Origin of the sequence: Pseudomonas massiliensis, from assembly GCF_000826105.1 — a bacterium.
In the GTDB taxonomy this organism is placed as follows: Bacteria; Pseudomonadota; Gammaproteobacteria; order Pseudomonadales; family Pseudomonadaceae; genus Aquipseudomonas; species Aquipseudomonas massiliensis.
Map to the genome: position 1 here is coordinate 348,062 of NZ_CCYK01000006.1, position 18,279 is coordinate 366,340.

15 protein-coding genes and 1 pseudogene are annotated in these 18,279 nt (G+C 64.4%); 9 read left to right on the plus strand and 7 right to left on the minus strand.

What is annotated here, in order from left to right:
* Nucleotides 1-28: 28 nt before the first annotated feature.
* Nucleotides 29-1,908, plus strand: a pseudogene (locus BN1188_RS07720) (sigma-54-dependent Fis family transcriptional regulator).
* 643 nt (nucleotides 1,909-2,551) lie between these two features.
* Here BN1188_RS07720 and cysS read toward each other — a convergent pair.
* Both cysS and BN1188_RS07730 read right to left on the minus strand, forming a co-directional pair.
* Nucleotides 2,552-3,934, minus strand: a complete 1,383-nt coding sequence (cysS, locus tag BN1188_RS07725; protein ID WP_040260839.1) for a cysteine--tRNA ligase — start codon at nucleotides 3,932-3,934, stop codon at nucleotides 2,552-2,554.
* 7 nt (nucleotides 3,935-3,941) lie between these two features.
* Entirely contained in the window at nucleotides 3,942-5,642 is a 1,701-nt protein-coding gene (locus BN1188_RS07730) for a glutamine--tRNA ligase/YqeY domain fusion protein (RefSeq protein ID WP_040260840.1), read from the minus strand.
* A 178-nt stretch (nucleotides 5,643-5,820) separates the two neighbouring features.
* On the opposite strand from BN1188_RS07730, the gene BN1188_RS07735 reads away from it, so the two are divergent.
* Both BN1188_RS07735 and lpxH read left to right on the plus strand, forming a co-directional pair.
* The gene (locus tag BN1188_RS07735; protein ID WP_040260841.1) at nucleotides 5,821-6,324 is read left to right on the plus strand and encodes a peptidylprolyl isomerase; all 504 of its coding nucleotides are present in this window, start codon (nucleotides 5,821-5,823) and stop codon (nucleotides 6,322-6,324) included.
* A complete protein-coding gene (lpxH, locus tag BN1188_RS07740; RefSeq protein ID WP_040260842.1) occupies nucleotides 6,321-7,043 on the plus strand; it encodes a UDP-2,3-diacylglucosamine diphosphatase in 723 nt (240 codons plus the stop codon). The genes BN1188_RS07735 and lpxH overlap by 4 nt, the downstream gene beginning before the upstream one ends.
* Before the next feature lie 7 nt (nucleotides 7,044-7,050).
* Here lpxH and BN1188_RS07745 read toward each other — a convergent pair whose 3' ends face one another.
* Nucleotides 7,051-7,824, minus strand: a complete 774-nt coding sequence (locus tag BN1188_RS07745) for a substrate-binding periplasmic protein (RefSeq protein WP_052469238.1) — start codon at nucleotides 7,822-7,824, stop codon at nucleotides 7,051-7,053.
* 194 nt (nucleotides 7,825-8,018) lie between these two features.
* On the opposite strand from BN1188_RS07745, the gene BN1188_RS07750 reads away from it, so the two are divergent.
* Together BN1188_RS07750 and ppnP are read left to right on the plus strand one after the other, a co-directional pair.
* On the plus strand, nucleotides 8,019-8,576 hold the full coding sequence (locus BN1188_RS07750; protein ID WP_040260843.1) for a 3'-5' exonuclease: 558 nt from the start codon (nucleotides 8,019-8,021) through the stop codon (nucleotides 8,574-8,576).
* A 61-nt stretch (nucleotides 8,577-8,637) separates the two neighbouring features.
* Complete coding sequence (gene ppnP, locus BN1188_RS07755) at nucleotides 8,638-8,919, plus strand: pyrimidine/purine nucleoside phosphorylase (RefSeq protein ID WP_040260844.1); 282 nt, start codon at nucleotides 8,638-8,640, stop codon at nucleotides 8,917-8,919.
* Nucleotides 8,920-8,961: 42 nt separating this feature from the next.
* On the opposite strand, the gene pdxB is transcribed toward ppnP, so the two are convergent.
* Nucleotides 8,962-10,107, minus strand: a complete 1,146-nt coding sequence (gene pdxB / locus BN1188_RS07760) for a 4-phosphoerythronate dehydrogenase PdxB (RefSeq protein ID WP_040260845.1) — start codon at nucleotides 10,105-10,107, stop codon at nucleotides 8,962-8,964.
* Nucleotides 10,108-10,125: 18 nt separating this feature from the next.
* Nucleotides 10,126-10,380 carry a sulfurtransferase TusA gene (tusA, locus tag BN1188_RS07765; protein ID WP_040260846.1) on the minus strand — a complete coding sequence of 85 codons (255 nt, stop codon included), beginning with the start codon at nucleotides 10,378-10,380 and terminating at the stop codon, nucleotides 10,126-10,128.
* A 223-nt stretch (nucleotides 10,381-10,603) separates the two neighbouring features.
* Between tusA and acnA the strand changes: the two genes are divergently transcribed.
* Nucleotides 10,604-13,336, plus strand: coding sequence for an aconitate hydratase AcnA (gene acnA, locus BN1188_RS07770; RefSeq protein ID WP_040260847.1), 2,733 nt, complete (start codon nucleotides 10,604-10,606; stop codon nucleotides 13,334-13,336).
* Nucleotides 13,337-13,539: 203 nt separating this feature from the next.
* Nucleotides 13,540-15,105, plus strand: a complete 1,566-nt coding sequence (locus tag BN1188_RS07775) for a methyl-accepting chemotaxis protein (protein ID WP_040260848.1) — start codon at nucleotides 13,540-13,542, stop codon at nucleotides 15,103-15,105.
* Between the two features lie 14 nt (nucleotides 15,106-15,119).
* Here the strand turns inward: BN1188_RS07775 and BN1188_RS07780 are convergent, their stop codons facing one another.
* Nucleotides 15,120-15,782 (minus strand): alpha/beta family hydrolase, encoded by a 663-nt coding sequence (locus tag BN1188_RS07780; RefSeq protein ID WP_040260849.1) that lies wholly within the window; start codon nucleotides 15,780-15,782, stop codon nucleotides 15,120-15,122.
* 239 nt (nucleotides 15,783-16,021) lie between these two features.
* On the opposite strand from BN1188_RS07780, the gene fnr reads away from it, so the two are divergent.
* Both fnr and BN1188_RS07790 read left to right on the plus strand, forming a co-directional pair.
* The gene (gene fnr, locus BN1188_RS07785) at nucleotides 16,022-16,756 is read left to right on the plus strand and encodes a fumarate/nitrate reduction transcriptional regulator Fnr (RefSeq protein WP_040260850.1); all 735 of its coding nucleotides are present in this window, start codon (nucleotides 16,022-16,024) and stop codon (nucleotides 16,754-16,756) included.
* Between the two features lie 58 nt (nucleotides 16,757-16,814).
* Nucleotides 16,815-17,363, plus strand: a complete 549-nt coding sequence (locus BN1188_RS07790; RefSeq protein WP_040260851.1) for an adenine phosphoribosyltransferase — start codon at nucleotides 16,815-16,817, stop codon at nucleotides 17,361-17,363.
* A gap of 257 nt (nucleotides 17,364-17,620) precedes the next feature.
* Here BN1188_RS07790 and recR read toward each other — a convergent pair whose 3' ends face one another.
* Entirely contained in the window at nucleotides 17,621-18,223 is a 603-nt protein-coding gene (recR, locus tag BN1188_RS07795) for a recombination mediator RecR (protein ID WP_040260852.1), read from the minus strand.
* Nucleotides 18,224-18,279 lie beyond the last annotated feature (56 nt).

Below are 18,279 nucleotides of genomic sequence, written 5' to 3' on the forward strand. Positions count from 1 at the left end.
GGACAAAAATAACCATAAGGGCAGCAGCATGTCCGCGAGCACCAGCGCCATCGTTCATGAGCAGGCCATTCGCGAAGCCTGGGCACGTTCCACAGCGGCAGGCCTCGATGCCCAGGCGGCGCCCGACCATGGCAAGCCGGAGGCTTCCACAGTAGCCCACTGGCAAGCAAGGCGCGCTGAGGTGCTGCACATTGCCGATACCTGCCTGGTGCCCACGTACGCCCAGGTCTTGGCCCCTATCCAGGCCCTGTTGTTGCTGGCCGATGAGCACGGCAAGCTGCTGCGCAGCTGGGGCTCGCCGCGCTTCGCTCCTGGCCAGGCCCATGGTTTCCTCCCAGGGGCCGACTGGAGCGAGGCGCGGGTCGGTTGCAATGCCCTGGGCACCGCGCTTGCCGCGGGCCAGGCGGTCCATGTGGAGCATGACGAACACTTCCTCGCCGCCAACCGCTTCATGAGCGGCTCGGCCGCCCCTGTCCATGATGCCGATCGTCGATTGGTGGGCGCGCTCGCCTTGTCCAGCGACAGCTTCCTGCCGCCGTCTCATACCCTCGGCACCGTGAAGATGATGGCCCAGGCCTTGGAAAATGCGCTGCTGGAGGCACGCCTGCGCGATCATCACTACCGGCTGGTGTTCAACACTGCGCATAACAACCTCGACAGCCCCTGGGCTGGGGTGGTGGTGTTCCGCCCGGACGGACAGGTCGTTGCCGCGAACCGTCGCGCCGACACCCTGTTGGGCAAGGACCCACGAGGCGCCAATCTGGACAGCGTGTTCAAGCTCGGCCTGGCCGAGTTGCTCGGGCGCGCCGGTCAGCCACCTTTCCCCTTGCTGGCGGCGGGACGCAGTCGCTTGCAATGCCTGTTGCAGGCCCCCGCCCGCCCCGCCCAGGCCAAGGTGCCCTTGCCCAACGAACAAGCGACGCTTGTGCATAAGGGCCTGCGCCTGCTGGAGCGGGATATCCCGGTATTGATCCGCGGCGAGACCGGCTCGGGCAAAGAGAACAAGCGACGCTTGTGCATAAGGGCCTGCGCCTGCTGGAGCGGGATATCCCGGTATTGATCCGCGGCGAGACCGGCTCGGGCAAAGAGGTTCTGGTCAAGGCGCTGCATGCGGCCAGCTCAAGGGCCCACCAGCCCCTGGTTGCAGTGAACTGCGCAGCCATCCCGATGGAGCTGGTCGAGTCCGAGCTCTTCGGCTACGAGCGCGGGGCCTTCACCGGGGCCAACCAGAAGGGCAACCTCGGCTTGATCCGCAAGGCTGACAAGGGCGTGCTGTTCTTCGATGAAATCGGCGACATGCCGTTAGGCACCCAGGCCCGGCTGCTGCGGGTATTGCAGGAACGGGCGATCCAGCCATTGGGCAGCGGCGATCCGGTGCCGGTGGATGTCCGGATCCTTTGCGCGACTCACCGTGACCTGCGCGAGGCCGTGACCGAGGGACGATTCCGCGAAGACCTGTACTACCGAATCGCCGGTTTCACCCTGACCTTGCCCCCCTTGAGAGCGCGCAGCGATCGCCGTGAACTGATCCAGGCCATATGGGAGCGACACCGCCAGCCGGAGCAGGACGCAGGTTTCAGCGAGGCGGCCCTCCAGGCTCTGATGACTCATCCCTGGCCCGGCAACCTGCGTCAACTCAACAGCGTGATCCAGGTCGCCCTCGCCCTGGCGGACGACGCGCTGATCGAGTTGGAGCACTTGCCGGAAGAACTGCTGGCAATCGCGGACCACCCTGGCGCGACCTGGTCGCCACCACAGGCGCTACCTGCCCGGATGATGGAAGTACCTGCCCAGGACATCAACGCCCTGCTGCGCGCCACGGACGGCAACATCTCCCAGGTAGCCCGACGGCTTGGCGTAAGCCGCAACACGGTCTACAAGCGGTTGCGGGAAATGAATGCCGGGTAAGCGCCAGCGAAACGGCCGAATAGGCGCTGGCCTTGAGAGCCATTCGGCAGCTGGTGCTGCCTCCCACCTGTGGAACCCAGCGCCAGCTGGGGAACCGCTGTCCGCCAGTCCGCCAGGCGCCAGCTGGTGCCGCGCTGGCCTTGAGAGCCATTGGGCAGCTGGCACTGCCTCCCACTTGTAGGACCCAGCGCCAGCTGGGGAACCGCTGTCCGCCAGTCGCCAGGCGCCAGCTAGTGCCGCGCTGGCCTTGAGAACCATTCGGCAGCTGGCACTGCCTCCCACCTGTGGAACCCAGCGCCAGCTGGGGAACCGCTGTCCGCCAGTCCGCCAGGCGCCAGCTAGTGCCGCGCTGGCCTTGAGAACCATTCGGCAGCTGGCACTGCCTCCCACTTGTGGGACCCAGCGCCAGCTGGGGAATGGCTGTCCGCTAGTCGGCCAGGCGCCAGCTGGTGCCGCGCTGGCCTTGAGAACCATTCGGCAGCTGGCACTGCCTCCCACTTGTGGGACCCAGCGCCAGCTGGGGAATGGCTGTCCGCCAGTCCGCCAGGCGCCAGCTAGTGCCGCGCTGGCCTTGAGAGCCATTGGGCAGCTGGCGCTGCCTCCCACCTGTGGGACCCAGCGCCAGCTGGGGAACCGCTGTCCGCTAGTCCGCCAGGCGCCAGGTGGTGCCGCCTTTGCCATCCTCCAGCACCACGCCCATGGCGGTCAGCTGATCGCGGATACGATCGGATGCCGCCCAGTCCTTGTCTGACCGTGCCTGCAAACGTGCCTGAATGAGTGCATCCACCTCGCCAGCGTTGACCCGATGCTCGGCGCCGGCGCGCAGGAAAGCTTCGGCGTCGAGCTGGAGAACGCCGAGCAGGCCGCCCAGTTCACGCAAGCGCCCGGCCAGGCCAGCGGCCGCCTGGGCATCGGTATCGCGCAGGCGGTTGATCTCGCGCACCAGGTCGAACAGCACCGCGCAGGCTTCAGCGGTGTTGAAGTCGTCGTTCATGGCCGCGGCGAAGCGCTCCACGAAGGCTTCGCCGCCCGCCGGTTCGCTCAGGGGCAGGCCCTTGAGCGCGTGGTAGAAACGATCCAGGGCACCCTTGGCATCACGCAGGCTGTCTTCGGAATAGTTGATGGCGCTGCGGTAATGGCTGGCCACCAGCAGGTAGCGAACCACCTCGGGATGGTACTTTTCCAGCACATCGCGGATGGTGAAGAAGTTGTTCAACGACTTGGACATCTTCTCGCCATTGATGCGGATCATCCCGCAGTGCATCCAGGCGTTGGCGTAGGGCTTGCCCGTGGCCGCCTCGCTCTGGGCGATCTCGTTCTCATGGTGCGGGAATTCCAGGTCGCTGCCGCCGCCATGGATGTCGAAGGTTTCGCCCAGGCAGCAGGTGGACATCACCGAGCATTCGATGTGCCAGCCCGGCCGACCCGGCCCCCACGGAGACTCCCAGCTCGGCTCCCCCGGCTTGGCGGCCTTCCACAACACGAAGTCGAGCGGATCCTGCTTGGCTTCTTCCACCTCGATGCGGGCGCCGATGCGCAGGTCTTCGATACGCTTGCGCGACAGCTTGCCGTAGCCCTGGAACTTGCCGACGCGGTAATACACGTCGCCATTGCCCGGCGCATAGGCATAGCCCTTGTCGATCAGTTGCTGGATCATCGCCTGCATGCCGGCGATATGATCGGTGGCCCGCGGTTCCTGGTCCGGCGGCAGGATATTCAACCGTCGCTCGTCCTCGTGCATGGCATCGATCATGCGAGCGGTGAGGGCGTCGATGGGCTCGCCGTTCTCGCGAGCGCGATTGATGATCTTGTCCTCGACATCCGTGATGTTGCGCACATAGGTCAGGTCATAGCCGCTATGGCGCAACCAGCGGGTGATCAGGTCGAAGGCGACCATGCTGCGGCCGTGGCCCAGGTGGCAGTAGTCGTACACCGTCATGCCGCAGACGTACATGCGCACCTTGTTGCCATCCAATGGCTTGAAGGGTTCCTTGGCTTTGGTCAGGGTGTTGTAGATGGTCAGCACGGCGGCATCAGCTCCAGGAGTCACGCAGGGTCACGGTACGGTTGAACACAGGCTTGCCTGGCCGGGTATCTTTCAGGTCCGCGCAGAAGTACCCCTCGCGCTCGAACTGGAAGCGGTCCTCGGGCTGGGCCTGGGCCAGGGACGGCTCGGCGCGGCAGCCGGTAAGCACCTGCAGGGAATCCGGATTGATGTTGTCCAGGAAGCTGCCGCCCTCCTCCGATTTCTCGGGGTTCGCCGAGCGGAACAGCCGGTCGTACAGGCGAACCTCGCATTCCACGCTGGCCTCGGCCGGCACCCAGTGGACGACGCCCTTGACCTTGCGCCCCTCAGGGTTCTTGCCCAGGGTGTCCGGGTCGTAGGAGCAGCGCAGCTCCACGACATTGCCTTCGGCATCCTTGATCGCTTCGTCCGCACGGATCACGTAGGCCCCGCGCAAGCGCACCTCGCCGCCTGGCTCCAGGCGCTTGTAGCCCTTGGGCGGGTTCTCCATGAAATCGTCACGGTCGATGTACAGCTCGCGGGCGAAGGGCAGCTGGCGCATGCCCATGTCTTCCTTGGGATGGCGCGCCAGTTCCAGCACCTGCTGCTCGCTTTCCGGATAGTTGGTGATGGTCACCTTGAGCGGGCGCAGCACGCACATGGCCCGCGGCGCGGTGCGATCCAGGTCCTCACGGATGGCGAACTCGAGCATGCCCATGTCCACCACGCCGTCGGAACGGTTGGTCCCAATCATCTCGCAGAAGTTGCGAATGGCCCGCGGGGTGTAGCCGCGGCGGCGATAGCCCTGCAGCGTGGACATGCGCGGGTCGTCCCAGCCACGTACGTGCTGCTCGTCCACCAACTGCTTGAGCTTGCGCTTGCTGGTGATGGTGTAGTTCAGGTTCAGGCGCGAGAACTCGTACTGGCGCGGCTTGCTAGGCACCGGCAGGTTGTCGAGGAACCACTCGTACAGTGGGCGATGGCCTTCGAACTCCAGGGTGCAGATGGAGTGGGTGATGCCTTCGATGGCATCGGACTGGCCATGGGTAAAGTCGTAGTTGGGGTAGATGCACCAGGCATCGCCGGTCTGATGGTGATGGGCATGGCGAATGCGGTACAGGATGGGATCGCGCAGGTTCATGTTCGGCGATGCCATGTCGATCCTGGCGCGCAGCACGCGCTCGCCGTCCTTGAACTCGCCGGCTTTCATGCGCGCGAACAGGTCCAGGTTTTCCTCGACGCTACGGTCACGGAACGGGCTGTTCTTGCCTGGCTCCGTGAGACTGCCGCGGTATTCGCGGGCCTGCTCGGGAGTGAGATCGTCCACATAGGCCTTGCCGGCCTTGATCAGCTCCACCGCCCAGTCATGCAACTGGTCGAAATAATGGGAGGCGTAGCGCACTTCGCCGGCCCACTGGAAACCCAGCCACTTGACGTCGGCCATGATGGCGTCGATGTATTCCTGGTCTTCCTTGGCCGGGTTGGTGTCGTCGAAACGCAGGTGGCAGCTACCGCCGAACTCTTCGGCCAGGCCGAAGTTCACGCAGATGGACTTGGCATGGCCGATATGCAGGTAACCGTTGGGCTCTGGCGGAAAGCGCGTGACAATGGCGGCGTGCTTGCCGGCGTCCAGGTCGGCGCGCATGATCGGTCGCAGGAAGTTGGCCGGAACCACGGGCTCGGCCTTGGCGGCGGCGTTCGGAGCATTATCGGCGGTAGGCTTGGTCATGGAATCCTTCAAATACGCTATAAGGCCAGCTAGGGTTTACAGTAAAGGTCGGCAGCGCGGCCACTTTTCGTGCAAAGCCTAAAACAAAGCCCGTATCATAGCTGAAGCTGTCAACCCACCGACAGGCCGTCACCGTAAAACCGTGGCGTTACTTGAAAGTCTGAAAAGAGCGAATTCTATGTCCAAGGTCAAATTGTCCACCAACCATGGCGACATCGTGCTGCAACTCGACGCCGACAAGGCCCCGGTCACCGTGGCCAACTTCATCGAGTACGTCAAGGCCGGCCACTACCAGAACACTATCTTCCATCGCGTGATCGGCAACTTCATGATCCAGGGCGGTGGTTTCGAGCCGGGCATGAAGGAAAAAACCGACAAGCGCGCGCCCATCAAGAACGAAGCCAATAACGGCCTGCCGAACAAGAAATACAGCGTAGCCATGGCCCGCACCATGGACCCGCACTCTGCCTCCGCCCAGTTCTTCATCAACGTGGCGGACAACAGCTTCCTCAACCATACCTCGCCCACCACCCAGGGCTGGGGCTACGCCGTATTCGGTGAAGTACTCGAAGGCCAGGACGTGGTCGACAAGATCAAGGGCGTTGCCACCGGCTCGAAGGCCGGCCACCAGGACGTGCCCAAGGAAGACGTGATCATCGAGAACGCCGAGATCATCGAGTGATACTGCTGATCTCCGATCTGCACTTGCAAGAAGAGCGCCCGGACATCACCCGGGCGTTTTTGCACTTTCTTGAAGGGCGGGCCCGAAGCGCCAAGGCGCTGTATATCCTGGGCGACTTCTTCGAAGCCTGGATCGGCGACGATGCCATGACGGCCTACCAGGCCAGCATCTGCTCGGCCCTGCGCGCGCTGGCCGACAGCGGCACCGACGTGTTCCTGATGCATGGCAACCGGGACTTTCTCATCGGCCAGGCCTTCTGTCGCGCTGCGGGCTGCACCCTGCTACCGGATCCGAGCGTCATCAGCCTGGACGGTGAACAGGTACTGCTTATGCACGGTGACCTGCTGTGCACCCGGGACGAGGGCTACCTCAAGCTGAGGCGGGTACTGCGCCATCCGGCTACGCTGTGGCTGCTAAGGCACCTGCCAGTGGCCTGGCGCCAGCGCCTGGCACGCCGCCTGCGCAACGAGAGCCGCGCCCATACGCGCAACAAGGCCAGCTTCATCGTGGACGTGACCACCGAGGAGGTACCTCAGGTGATGGACCGCGCCGGAGTCCAGACGCTTATCCATGGCCATACCCACCGCCCGGCCGTGCACAAGCTGGAAGTGGGTACCGCGCCAGCGCGGCGTATCGTGCTGGGTGACTGGGACCGCCAGGGCTGGGTGCTGGAATGGGACCGCCAGGGCGCGCGCCTGGAAGCTTTCGAACTCGGCTGAGGCTGGATCAAGGGGCACGGTGCTCGATGACGGCCGTGCCATCCACCTGGGGCAGAACGGTGATCCCGTAGGGCGCGAAGATCCGGCTCAGCTCACCGTTGGCATGCAGTTGCTCGAACAGGCTCGCCAGTGCCTTTCCGGCCAGGGGAGAATCGGGCCGCACCATCGCGTAGTGATGATAAAGCTGGTCGGTTCGCCTGGACACCATGAGGCGATCCTTCAGCTCGGGGTTTTCCTTGAAGAAGCGGTTCAGGTATGACCGGGTCACCAAGGCCAGATCGGCCCGGTTGCGTGCCACCATCAGCAGGTTGCTATCATGGGAGTACGTCAGGGTAGCCTTGTAGTGGCTGGCCAGGTAGGCCGGGTCGGCGTTGAAGGACGCGAAGGCATAGTGATAGCCGCTGTAGAGGGCCAGGCGTTTGTCGGTCAGCCGACTGAAATAGCGTTCGTCCCGGCCTTCCAGGTGCCTGGCCACGAACACTTCCGCGTCTTCGATCCCCATGTCCACGGCCGTATAGGAAATCGTATCCCATCCCCAACGCGGATTTTCGAACATGGCGACGTCCACCCGACCTTGACGCAGGTCTTGGAACCGCCTGGGCAAGGACGTGGGGACGACCTTGAATTGATAGCGGTCCTGCATCCGGTTCAAGGCCGCCAGAAGCTCGGGCAGCAGGCCCGCGTCGGCACCCGCCTCTGGCTCTAGTACGTAGGGCGGAAAATGCACGGCCGCGACCCGCACCAGCTCCTGCGCCCCTGCAGGACGCGGGTTGCCCAGCATGGCGACGGTGACGGCGACCCCGAGGGCCAGGCGCGAGGGCTTGGAGGACAAGGCAAAGGCTCCGCTTGAACATGCTCTTTAAGCTAGGCGGTTTTACCCAAGCCAACAACCTCGCATGCCGACGCCGAGGCGGCCGCGCTGGAACCTTATAAGCTTGCTAGGCTCTAGCAGACAGGATTCGCAAGGAAGACACAATGCCAAACTGGCTGGTCATCGATCTGGAAGCCACTACCGACGAAGGTGGCTGGCCGGTCGAGGAAATGGAGATCATCGAGATCGGCGCCTGCCTGGTCAACCGCGACGGCCGTGAGCTGGATCACTTCCAGCGCTTCGTGCGTCCCCAGCGGCGGCCGCTATTGACCTCGTTCTGCAAAAGCCTGACCCATATCGGGCAGGCCGACATCGACGCCGCGCAAGCCCTGCCCCTGGTTTGGGCACAATTCGAACGCTGGCTGGGGCACCTGCCCAGCCCCCTGGCCGGCTGGGTCAGCTGGGGCGATTATGATCGCCAGCAGTTCCTGCTGGCGTGGCGGGAGCATGGCTTGAGCAGCCAACTGGCCGAACTGCCTCACGTCAACCTCAAGCAGCGCTTCGCCAAGGCACGCCAGTTGCCCCGCCCGGCCGGCCTCAACGGTGCCCTGCAGCTGGCTGGCCTGCACTTTCAAGGACACCAGCATCGAGCGCTGGAAGATGCCCGCAATACGGCGCGCCTGCTCCCCCTCGCATTACCTGAACAGTACAAAAGCGGATGACGCCCCCTACGCCCTTGGGCATACTGGCACACCGTTTTCAGCCCAAGCGAGAGGAATCGCAATGTTCAAGGTCAACGAATACTTCGACGGTACCGTCAAATCCATTGCCTTCGAAACGGCCGAAGGCCCGGCCACCATTGGTGTCATGGCTGCGGGCAATTATGAATTCGGCACCGCGCAGCGGGAAATCATGCATGTGGTCTCGGGCGCGCTGAAAGTGAAGCTGCCTGAAAGCGACCAGTGGGAAACCTTCGAGGCCGGAAGTCAGTTCCAAGTGCCTGCCAACAGCAAGTTCCAACTGGAAGTGGCCAGCGAAACCGCCTACCTCTGCGAATACCGCTAAAACGGGAGCAGGCGCGCCAGACGCCTGCCCCGTTCTCATGCCTCAATCGAGCAGGGTGGCGCCAAGGCCCTGCACATAGCGCCGCAGCAGCGGTGCCTGCCCTTCGACCCTTACCTTCAGGCCAGTGATTTCCCGGCGCACCGGGTAGGCCTTGCGCAGCGCATCAAAGGCGGCGCGTTGCCGGGTTTCGTCAACGTCCAGGCTACGCCTGAAGTCGGCATCGTCCCGACGAGGGTCATAGACTCCACGACACAGCATGGCCAGGGCCCAGGCCGGGTCGGCATCGCCATGCATGTCGACCCGAGCCAGCCAGGGCGCCGGCAGCAGGGTTTCCAGCGACAGCGATGGGCGTTGCCCCTGCCAGGCGCAGAAAGCCTGGTAGATCGCCTCGGTGCCCCGTTGCCGACCATCGAGGCTGTAACCGGCGATATGTGGCGTCGCGATCACGCACAGCCGGGCCAGGTCCAGGTCCACGCGAGGCTCTTCCTCCCAGACGTCAAGCACGGCCTGAAGGTCGTCGCGCTGGTTGAGTACTGCCTTGAGCGCCTGGTTGTCGATCACCGGCCCGCGGGCGGCGTTGATGAGCCAGGCGCCTGTCCGCAGGCGCTCCAGCCGCTGGCGGTCGAACAGGTGCCAGGTTGCCTGCGGGCCCGTTCGGGTGAGCGGTGTATGCAGGCTGATCACGTCACACTGCTCGATGATCTCTTCCAGGCTGCAATAGTCGCCCTCCTCGAGCGCCTGCCTTGGTGGGTCGCACACCCGTACGTCCCAGCCAAGCCCGCGAAGTACACGGGCCAGCCGCCCACCTACCTGGCCCGCGCCGACGATGCCGTAGCGGCGGCCCGGCAGGGCGACACCGTCCAGTTCGGCCAGGGTGAACAGGCTCCCCAGGACATAGTCCACCACCCCGCGCGCATTGCAGCCTGGCGCGCTGGCCCAGCGGATGCCGGCGCTTTCCAGCCAGGGCAGGTCCAGGTGATCGGTGCCGATGGTGCAGGTACCGACGAAGCGCACCGCGCTACCCTCGAGCAGGGCCGGGTTGACCCGGGTCACCGAGCGCACCAGCAGCGCGTCGGCGTCACGCACGGCCTCGGCGGACAGGGTACGGCCGGGTACGCGGCGCACCTGACCGAAGCCCTCGAAGAACGCTTCGGCCAGGGGAATGTTTTCATCGACCACGATCAGCATGACTAAGCCTATGGGCGCTCACTGCGCCTTCTTGCGAATCCAGTAGAGGTAGGTGCCTTCCCGCTCCTGCTGGTCGACCAGCTGATGGTCCAGGAAAGCACAGAACTTGGGGATGTCGCGACGGGTGGAGGGGTCGGTGGCGATGACCTTCAAGAGCCCGCCGGCCGCCAGGTCTCGCACATACTGATGCAGCATCATCACCGGTTCCGGGCAGTTGAGCCCGCTGGCATCGAGCACGGCGTCGGCCGTATGGGGTTCGGAGGGCTGAGTCATGGGCTTCCTCTACACGCGAAGGGTTGCACTGGCGCTGTCAGGCACAGGACGACGCGATACCCGCGCGCCAGAAGCCGCATGATAGCAGCCAGCAGCTGTACGGTGGGCCGAGCACCCTGGCCCAAACAGGCAAAAAACGGGAACCGCGTACCCGCCAGGAAAGTCCAGTGCAGAGAACGTGAGCCGTGGGCCCGTACCGTGCGGGCCGCCCAGGAGAACTCGCATGCCTTCCCTCGATAGCCTGAAAACCCTGCGAACGCTGACCGTGGCGGATCGCCAATACCATTATTTCAGCCTGGCCGCTGCGGCTGACCAGCTAGGCGACCTCAAGGTCCTGCCCATGTCCTTGAAGGTGCTGCTGGAAAATCTTCTGCGCTGGGAAGACGGCGGCACCGTGACAGTGGCCGACCTTAGGGCGCTGGCCGCCTGGCTGGAGCAGCGGCGCTCGGACCGGGAAATCCAGTACCGCCCGGCCCGGGTGCTGATGCAGGATTTCACCGGCGTACCGGCGGTGGTCGACCTGGCCGCCATGCGCGCCGCCGTGGCCCAGGCCGGTGGGGATCCTCAGCGGATCAACCCGCTCTCCACGGTAGACCTGGTCATCGACCATTCGGTGATGGTGGACCGCTACGGCACTGACGCGGCCTTCGCTCAGAACGTGGACATCGAGATGCAGCGCAACGGCGAGCGCTACGCCTTCCTGCGCTGGGGCCAGAACGCCTTCGACAACTTCAGCGTGGTGCCGCCGGGAACGGGCATCTGCCACCAGGTAAACCTGGAATACCTGGGCCGCACCGTTTGGACCCGGGAAGAAGACGGGCGTACCTACGCCTTCCCGGACACCCTCGTCGGTACCGACTCGCACACCACCATGATCAACGGTCTGGGCGTGCTGGGCTGGGGCGTGGGCGGCATCGAAGCCGAGGCGGCCATGCTTGGGCAGCCGGTGTCGATGCTGATTCCCGAGGTGGTCGGTTTCAAGCTCACCGGCAAGCTGCGCGAAGGCATCACCGCTACCGACCTGGTACTGACCGTTACCCAGATGCTGCGCAAGAAGGGGGTGGTAGGCAAGTTCGTCGAATTCTACGGCGACGGCCTGGCCGACCTGCCGCTGGCAGACCGCGCCACCATCGCCAACATGGCGCCGGAATATGGCGCTACTTGCGGCTTCTTCCCGGTGGACGAGATCACCCTGGGCTACCTGCGCCTGTCCGGCCGCCCCGAGGAACAGGTGCAATTGGTGGAAGCCTACTGCAAGGCCCAGGGCCTGTGGCGCTCGCCCGGAGACGAGCCCGCCTTCAGCGCCACCCTGGAACTGGATATGGGCAGCGTGGAATCGAGTCTCGCCGGCCCCAAGCGTCCCCAGGATCGGGTACCGCTAAGCCAGGTGAGCCAGGCGTTCAACGATTTCATCGGCCTGCAGCTCAAGCCGGCGCCTCAGGACTCCGATAGCCAGCCCAGCCCCGCGGCCGAGGTGGCTAACAGTGAGCAGACCGGCGAGGCCCAATACACGCTCGATGGCCAGACCCACACCCTCAAGCATGGGGCGGTGGTGATCGCCGCCATTACCTCCTGCACCAATACGTCCAACCCCAGCGTCATGATGGCCGCCGGGCTGCTGGCCAAGAAAGCCGTGGAAAAAGGCCTGACACGCAAGCCCTGGGTAAAGACGTCCCTGGCTCCCGGTTCGAAAGTGGTCACCGACTACTACAAGGCCCCTGGACTGCTGCCTTATCTCGAACAGCTCGGTTTCGACCTGGTCGGCTATGGCTGCACCACCTGCATCGGCAACTCCGGCCCGTTGGATGCGCCTATTGAACAGGCCATCCAGCAGTCCGACCTGACCGTCGCCTCGGTGCTGTCAGGCAACCGCAACTTCGAAGGCCGCGTGCACCCGCTGGTAAAAACCAACTGGCTGGCCTCGCCGCCGCTGGTGGTGGCTTATGCCCTGGCCGGCAACGTGCGGATCGACATCGCCAACCAGCCCCTGGGCGCCGGCCCGGATGGCCAGCCGGTGTATCTGCGGGACATCTGGCCCAGCCAGCGTGAGATCGCCGCTGCCGTGGCGCAGGTGGATACCGCCATGTTCCACAAGGAGTATGCCGAAGTGTTCGCCGGCGATGCCAGCTGGCAGGCCATCCAAGTGCCCGAGGCAGCGACCTATGTGTGGGATGACCAGTCCACCTATATCCGCCACCCCCCGTTCTTCGAAGGCATCGCCGGACCACTGCCCACCGTCGCTGACGTCAAAGGCGCCTATGCCCTGGCGTTGCTGGGGGATTCGGTCACCACGGACCATATTTCCCCTGCCGGCAATATCAAGGCCGACAGCCCCGCCGGACGCTACCTGCGCGAACAAGGCGTCGAGCCCAAGGACTTCAATTCCTACGGCTCCCGGCGCGGCAACCACGAAGTGATGATGCGCGGCACCTTCGCCAACATCCGCATTCGCAACGAAATGCTGGGTGGCGAGGAAGGTGGCAATACCCTGCACATTCCCACCGGGGACAGGCTCGCCATCTATGACGCCGCCATGCGCTACAAGGAAAGCGGCACGCCCCTGGTGATCATCGCCGGGCAAGAGTACGGCACCGGCTCAAGCCGTGACTGGGCGGCCAAGGGGACCAACCTCCTCGGCGTGAAGGCGGTGATCGCGGAAAGCTTCGAGCGTATCCACCGTTCCAACCTGGTGGGCATGGGCGTGCTGCCGCTGCAGTTCCAGGCCGGGCAGAACCGCAAGTCCCTGGGACTGACCGGGCGCGAACGCTTCGACATCCTCGGCTTGAATGGCACCGCCCTTAGCCCTCATATGAGCCTGACCCTGGTCATTACCCGGCCCACCGGCGAGCGAGAGGAGGTGGTGCTGCTGTGCCGGATCGACACCCTGAACGAGGTGGAATACTTCAAGGCGGGGGGGATCTTGCACTACGTGCTCAGGCAGCTGATCGCGGCCTGACAACCCATTTCCGCCTAGCGCATTCGCCAGCCTTGTGTGCCCAACAACGGTTGGCGAGCGCGATCAGTGCCCGGGGATCTCCGGGCCAACCCCCGGAATGGTGTAAACCTCTATCTTCCAAGGGGAAAAACTTACCGCTTTCACTAAACTATCCGCCCATGGCGCCGACATCCTGCCAAAGCCCTCAGCGGAACCTGTTTACCATGCGCAACAATCAGCCCGTCACCCAACGCGAACGGACCTTCCCCGACCAGCAGCGGTTGATCTCCACCACCGACACCAAGGGGATGATCACCTACTGCAACGACGCGTTCGTGGACATCAGCGGCTACAGCCGCGAAGAGCTGATTCGCGCCCCACATAACCTGGTACGCCACCCGGATGTCCCTGCGGCGGTGTTCGCCCACATGTGGGAAACCCTCAAGGGCGGCAAGCCTTGGATGGGTATCGTCAAGAACCGCTGCCAGAACGGTGACTACTATTGGGTCAACGCCTACGTCACGCCCGTGCTCGAGCGCGGCCAGGTGGTGGGCTACGAATCGGTGCGGGTCAAGCCCACTGCTGAACAGGTACGCCGCGCCCAGGCCCTGTATGCCCGGCTCAACGCCGGGAAGTCGCCAATCACCGCGCTGGAGCGTTGGCTGCCGGTGATGCGGGATTGGCTGCCCTTCATCCTGGTCAGCCAGGTGGGCTTCCTCATTGCCTTATGGCTGAGCGCGGGCTGGGGCTTCATCTTTGCCGCCGTGCTCTCGGTTCCGCTGGGCCTGCTGGGCCTGAGCTGGCAGCAGCGCGGCCTGAAACGCCTGTTGCACCTGGCCGAGCAAACCACCTCCGACCCGCTGATCGCGCAGATGTTTACCGACAGCCGTGGCGTGCAAGGCCGCCTGGAAATGTCCATGCTCAGCCAGGAAGCCCGGCTGAAAACCTGCCTGACCCGCCTGCAGGATACCGCCGAGCAGCTCAACGGCCAGGCCCGGCAGGCAGACCGCCTGGCCCATGAAAGCTCCGAGGGGCTGGACCGGCAGAAAGCGGAAACCGAGCAAGTGGCCGCCGCCGTGAACGAGATGGCCGCCACCACTCAGGAAGTGGCCAGCCATGTACAGCGCGCCGCCGACGCTACCCAGCAGGCCAACCAACTGACCCGTCGCGGGCGTGACATTGCCGGGGAAACCCGCGAGGCGATCGAACGTCTGTCCACCTCGGTGGGCGAGACCGGGCAGACGGTTACCCGCCTGGCCAAGGACAGTGATGAAATCGGCGGCGTGGTGGATGTGATCAAGGGCATCGCTGACCAGACCAACCTGCTGGCGCTGAACGCGGCCATCGAAGCCGCCCGTGCCGGTGAAATGGGCCGTGGCTTCGCCGTGGTGGCCGACGAGGTTCGCCAACTGGCCCAGCGCACCGCCGAATCCACCGGACAGATCCACGGCCTGATTGCCAAGCTGCAGCAGACCGCCAATGCGGCGGTGCAGACCATGGAAGCCGGCCATCGTCAGGCCCAGGAAGGTGTGGCGCGAGTACTGGAGGCCGACAACGCCCTGGCCGGCATCAGCGACGCGGTGGCTAACATCACCGACATGACCACCCAGATTGCCGCCGCCACCGAAGAACAAAGCTCGGTGGCCGAAGAAGTCAGTCGCAATATCACCACCATCGCTGAACTGGCTGACCAGACTGCCGGCAAGGCCCAGAGCAGCGCCCTGCTGAGCGAAGCCCTGACCCAGACGGCGGATAGTCAGTACTCGCTGGTGGAACGCTTCAACCGCTGATCCGCAGCAGGCTCCTATTGCAAGAAGGCACAGACGCGATCCGCGGCGGCCTCCAGATGTTGGTCATGGGTGAAACCTGACACCTTGAGCGGTTTGAGATCGTGGTCCGCAGCCGGCATCCAGTACAGCTCCACGGCCGCCGCCAGGGTATAGCGCTCCACGGTGGCCCGGTCTCCCAAGGCATCGCGCTCGCCCTGGATGATGAGGGTAGGCACTTGCAGTTCCGTCAAGTGCTCGACCCGTGGCTTTTCCGGCTTGCCGGCGGCATGGAAGGGATAGCCCAGGCAGACCAGGGCATCGGCCCCCAGCTCATTGGCCAGCAGGCTGGCCATGCGCCCGCCCATGGATTTGCCGCCGATGGCCAACTTCCCCGTGACCTGGGTCCGGGCCAGGGCATGGACTTCCCGCCACTTTTCCAACAGGCGCGCCTGCGGGTTGGGGGGCCGCCTGCCACCCTCCAGCCGGCGCTGCGCCATGTACGGAAACTCGAACCGCAGTACGTCCACTCCGCCGCGGGCAATCAGGCTGGCGATGCTGTTCATGAAGGGGCTGTCCATCGGGGCGCCGGCGCCATGAGCCAGAATCAGGCAGGTGCGGCCCTCATCGCCGGCCTGGTCCGAGGTACTGTCCCATAGCCAGCCGTTTTCCTTCATGCGTTCGGCCCATTCGCTTGCCATCGTTTGCCTCCGGGCAAAAGCCGGACTGTGCCTCAGAGGACTTGAAAGCGCCATCCCCGCATCCTGCATCCAGCCTGGACCTTGCTGGCAACACCGCACCAGGGTTTGCCCGGCCTGCATCACGCCCACGGGCACGGCGCGACGGCTGAGAGCCAGGCGGGGCAAGGGCTCGGGTTGGCCCCGCCGTGAAAAAATCAGTTACCCTTGCCCGTGAATTCATGCGCAAGGGAACTGACCTCATGTCCGAGCCACTCAAATCGGGGCCGCGCCACCAGGCCAACTGCAAGGACTGCAGCCTGGCCCCGCTCTGCCTGCCGTTGTCGCTGGACCTGCAAGACATGGACGCCCTGGACGCCATCGTCAAGCGCGGGCGCCCGTTGAAAAAAGGGGAATTCCTGTTCCGCCAGGGTGACCCGTTCGGCGCGCTCTACGCCGTGCGCTCAGGCACGGTGCGTACCTTCAGCCTCAGCGATGAGGGCCAGGAACAGATCACCGGCTTCCACTTGCCCAGCGAAGTGATCGGGCTTTGCGCCTTGGACAGCGACCACTACCCCGTATCGGCCTTGGCCCTGGAAACCACCAATGTGTGCGAAATTCCTTTCCAGCGTTTGGAAGACCTCGCCGGCCAGCTTCCGCAACTGCGCCGCCAACTGCTGCGAATCATGGGGCGAGAGATCCGTGAGGATCAGCAAATGATGTTGCTGCTCTCGAGGAAAACCGCCGATGAGCGCATCGCCACCTTTCTGATCAACCTATCGGCGCGTTTCGAAGCCCGTGGTTACTCTCCGGACCAGTTCCGTCTGAGCATGTCCCGGAGTGACATCGGCAACTTCCTCGGTCTGGCGGTAGAGACCGTGTCCAGGGTGTTCACCCGCTTCCAGCAAAGCGGCCTGGTGAAGGTCGAAGGCAAGGAAGTGTGCATCCTTCAGCCCGAGCGCCTGTGTGCCCTGGCGGGCGGGACGATGCAGGACTGAGCACGACGGCGCCGAGGCGGTTATAATCACCGCCTTTGTGCCTGCCGAGACATGCCCCATGCTTTTCGACGATTCCGCCCTCAAGTCCCTGATCCGTCCGGTGGTGGACTTCCCCAAGCCCGGCGTGGTCTTCCGCGACATCACTCCGCTGTTCCAGTCACCCAAGGCCATGCGCACGGTGATCGATCATTTCGTCGAACGCTATGTGGAGCAGAACGTCACCCACATCGGCGCCATGGACGCCCGAGGGTTCCTGATCGGCGCGGTAGTGGCCCACGAGCTCAACAAGCCGCTGATCCTGTTCCGCAAACAGGGCAAGCTTCCGGCTGACGTGATCAGCGAGGGCTACCAGACCGAATACGGCGAAGCTTTCCTGGAAGTGCACAGCGACAGTCTCTGCGAAGGTGATTCGCTGGTGCTGTTCGATGACCTGATCGCCACCGGTGGCACGCTGCTCGCCGCGGTGAACCTGACCCGCCGCATGGGCGCCCATGTGCACGAGGCCGCGGCCATCATCGACCTGCCTGAGCTCGGCGGCGGCCAGCGCCTGACCGAAGCCGGCGTACCGGTGTTCAGCCTGACCGCCTTCTCGCTCGACGAAATGTGATTCAGCGGGGCTACCACCGGGAGGTTGCATCCCAGCCGGTGGGACCCAGCTCCAGTTGAGGACTGGGCATCAACCAGAGCCTGGTATTCGGCAGCTTCGCTACCTCCCACCTGATGGGCGGATGCCGTAAGCGACATGGCCGTGCAGGAGGCTGCATTCCAGGCGGTGGGACCCAGCGCCAGCTGGGGAATGGGCATCAACGATAGCCTGGTATTCGGCAGTTTTGCTACCTCCTACATGAGGTTGCCTTCCAGCGTCTAGAGCGCCATGGGCTTGCGGCCGGCGAAGGAATGGGCCAGGGTGCCGCCGTCGACCATTTCCAGCTCGCCGCCCAGGGGTACGCCATGGGCGATGCGCGACACTACCAGGCCCTTTTCCATCAGCAATTGCGCAATGTAGTGGGCCGTGGCTTCGCCCTCGACGGTCGGGTTGGTGGCCAGGATCACCTCGGCCAAGCCGGGCTCGGCCTCGATACGGCTCATGAGCTGGGGAATGCCGATCGCCTCCGGCCCCAGACCATCGAGGGGTGACAGGTGGCCCTTGAGCACGAAATAGCGGCCGCGGTAGCCCGTCTGCTCCACAGCGTAGACGTCCATCGGCCCTTCCACGACGCACAGCAGGCTGTCGTCGCGCCGAGGGTCGGCACATTGAGGACATAGCTGTTCTTCGGTCAGCGTGCGACATTGCCGGCAATGCCCTACCCCCTCCATGGCGTGAGCCAGTGCCTGGGATAGACGCGCGCCGCCGCTGCGGTCTCGCTCCAACAACTGCAAGGCCATGCGCTGGGCGGTTTTCTGGCCCACGCCCGGGAGGATGCGCAGGGCGTCGATCAGTTGGCGGATCAGTGGGCTGAAACTCATTTAGATACAACCTGACATGAAACGGAAAGACGCGGGTTATACCCGCGCCCCCGGGC

What these genes read in the sequence shown, in the direction of transcription:
- BN1188_RS07730 (WP_040260840.1), bottom strand. Translation starts at nt 5,642, where the DNA reads ATGACCAAGCCTACCGCCGATAATGCTCCGAACGCCGCCGCCAAGGCC.
- pdxB (WP_040260845.1), bottom strand. Translation starts at nt 10,107, where the DNA reads ATGCTGATCGTGGTCGATGAAAACATTCCCCTGGCCGAAGCGTTCTTC.
- BN1188_RS07780 (WP_040260849.1), bottom strand. Translation starts at nt 15,782, where the DNA reads ATGGCAAGCGAATGGGCCGAACGCATGAAGGAAAACGGCTGGCTATGG.
- BN1188_RS07790 (WP_040260851.1), top strand. Translation starts at nt 16,815, where the DNA reads ATGCTTTTCGACGATTCCGCCCTCAAGTCCCTGATCCGTCCGGTGGTG.
- fnr (WP_040260850.1), top strand. Translation starts at nt 16,022, where the DNA reads ATGTCCGAGCCACTCAAATCGGGGCCGCGCCACCAGGCCAACTGCAAG.
- tusA (WP_040260846.1), bottom strand. Translation starts at nt 10,380, where the DNA reads ATGACTCAGCCCTCCGAACCCCATACGGCCGACGCCGTGCTCGATGCC.
- ppnP (WP_040260844.1), top strand. Translation starts at nt 8,638, where the DNA reads ATGTTCAAGGTCAACGAATACTTCGACGGTACCGTCAAATCCATTGCC.
- recR (WP_040260852.1), bottom strand. Translation starts at nt 18,223, where the DNA reads ATGAGTTTCAGCCCACTGATCCGCCAACTGATCGACGCCCTGCGCATC.
- BN1188_RS07750 (WP_040260843.1), top strand. Translation starts at nt 8,019, where the DNA reads ATGCCAAACTGGCTGGTCATCGATCTGGAAGCCACTACCGACGAAGGT.
- BN1188_RS07745 (WP_052469238.1), bottom strand. Translation starts at nt 7,824, where the DNA reads ATGCTGGGCAACCCGCGTCCTGCAGGGGCGCAGGAGCTGGTGCGGGTC.
- BN1188_RS07735 (WP_040260841.1), top strand. Translation starts at nt 5,821, where the DNA reads ATGTCCAAGGTCAAATTGTCCACCAACCATGGCGACATCGTGCTGCAA.
- acnA (WP_040260847.1), top strand. Translation starts at nt 10,604, where the DNA reads ATGCCTTCCCTCGATAGCCTGAAAACCCTGCGAACGCTGACCGTGGCG.
- BN1188_RS07775 (WP_040260848.1), top strand. Translation starts at nt 13,540, where the DNA reads ATGCGCAACAATCAGCCCGTCACCCAACGCGAACGGACCTTCCCCGAC.